The 2121-nt window shown below is 40.2% G+C and carries 2 protein-coding genes; both read right to left on the reverse strand.

Annotation, left to right across the window (positions count from 1 at the left end; translation table 11 throughout):
• Positions 1–532: 532 nt before the first annotated feature.
• The gene (locus tag WAM07_RS09165; protein ID WP_422166228.1) at positions 533–1072 is read right to left on the reverse strand and encodes a GNAT family N-acetyltransferase; all 540 of its coding nucleotides are present in this window, start codon (positions 1070–1072) and stop codon (positions 533–535) included.
• A 23-nt stretch (positions 1073–1095) separates the two neighbouring features.
• Positions 1096–1881, reverse strand: coding sequence for a nucleotidyltransferase domain-containing protein (locus WAM07_RS09170; protein ID WP_422166230.1), 786 nt, complete (start codon positions 1879–1881; stop codon positions 1096–1098).
• Positions 1882–2121: the final 240 nt, after the last annotated feature.

The following is a 2121-nucleotide window of genomic DNA, read 5'->3' on the forward strand; positions in this document are numbered from 1 at the left end:
GGATTAAAGATGAAGAATTCATTCTGATGAATTTGAATATCCCCCTGAGGCGTCTGGTACTTGCTGCTGGCGTAAGGAGAAAAGATAATCTTATAGCACGGATCACTTCGCCAGTCACGCTCCCCTAATTTGTCGCGCCGCTTCAGCAGCAAACCATTCTCATTTTCCAAAATCATATGTAGCTCTCCTTGTTTAGGATCGTTCATTACTAAACGATTACTATGCTCGTTCTTTTTTTCCAACTCTCCAAGCTAATATTAAAACAGAAGTTGTGATTAGTAATGGTACGAAAATACTCACCTTGCACCTCCTCCTTTCCAAGTGAAGCTCCCATTTCATAATCTACTGTTTAGAGATCCAGAGTCTACTAAAAAGATGCACAACTATCCAGCCTGAAATTCCTCCTAACAATATAGGATGCACATGATCAGGACGCCCCAAAACAAAATACGTAACGACACATATCAGCAGGATCATAAAGGCCTGACGTATTATGTTCATTGCATCCACCCTTTACCTTCGAACCATCCCATCAGCCATGATGATCGTTGATCAACCCAAATACATAATGATCAACGTACTCTCCATAAAGGAGTTCGGACTTTTCAAGGCAGCCCTCTTTTTTAAAACCCAGCCTCTTTGGAATAGCTAAACTTTTTTCATTGCCTGTTGCGGCTCGTATTTCAATTCTTTTTAAGTCTAGTTCTTGGAAGCAGTAATCTACAATGGCCTGACACGCCTGGGTCATGAGTCCCTTTCCTTGAAAGGATTCTCCGGGCCAGTACCCGATAGAAGTCGATCGGTTGGACCAGTTGATCGTATGTAGTCCGGCCACACCTGCCAGTTCTCCTTTATACCAGATCCCAGCCTGAAAACCATCATTTTTGCAAAACTGATTTAATGTGCCCTTTATAAATTCCCTGGAGTTTTCCACAGATTTAGTAGCATCAATCCATGGCAGCCATTGTCTTAAACTCGCGCGCGACGAATCGGTTAATTGAAATAACTCCTCCGCATGTCTTTCCTCTAACAATCGTAATTCCGTATGTTCATTAATGACATGTGTAAACATATGCAAGCATCCTTTCTAATCGTTTAAGGGGTTAACTCTGCTTCGGTGGAGAGTGTTTTTATCATTAATTTCAACAAACCAAGTGTCTGATCGTTTTCCTCAAAATACTCTTGTATCCAGTTCACTTCTTCCTTTAAAAGGGAGGTAATATTTTTAACCGCTTTTTCATGAGAAGAGGGAGTGACACACTCATAAATCTCAAGCATTGTCCTTCTCTTTTCTTGTGGCAAATGGGCTTCAATCGCTTTAAGTCCGAGCCGCGAGCGATCTTTCGCATATCGGTATAACATCACATTCGAGAGGCTGCTCATCACATAACGAAGCATCTCTTGCGCCCACATCGCATTTCCACGTTCTTTCGCTTTTTTGTATTGAAACAAAAACCAGGCTGTATCGATAACGTAATCTTTAAATTCAGCTTCCGAAAGAGTCAATTTATGCTCGGTCTGATACTTGTCCATGAGGTGATCCGGATCGTACAGAACCGTAAAATAATCTTTATTTTGAAAAGTCTTTTCTGTAACGGTAAATAGATCCACATGAAGCCAGTCTTCGTAGATCGCTATAATTTGAGGAGCTATGATGAAAATGTCGTCGTAAAACATGGGATCCTTATACGCTCTGAGATGATTCAGCCTGCGGGATAGAAAGGCTTTTTCATCCTCTTCTTTTACTAGACAATACAAATCAATATCGGAGTGCTGATCGTGCTCGTTTCTGCCCATCGATCCTTTTAAAAATATACTTTGGACACCAGGGTCTTCTTTTAAACGGTTCACTAGTATTTCAACAGCTTGTTCCTGACGCATCCTGATCACCTCTTTAGGATTAGTAAAAATAAATATTACGCCATCATATCCTTTTCTACTAAAATTTTCAACACTATTCTAAAATTTCCACATCCCTTTCAAGAAGTATGCACGTAATCGAGGCCCAGAATGAATCTATTAATATTGATCTTAGGTAAAGCATAGTATGATATGTGTTTTCTATAAGGGGGGAACAGACTTGATGAATGAGGAACTTCAAAGATTGTTTAACCGTTTAAT

Source organism: Halobacillus sp. (assembly GCF_049282395.1).
Lineage (GTDB): Bacteria > Bacillota > Bacilli > Bacillales > Halobacillaceae > Halobacillus.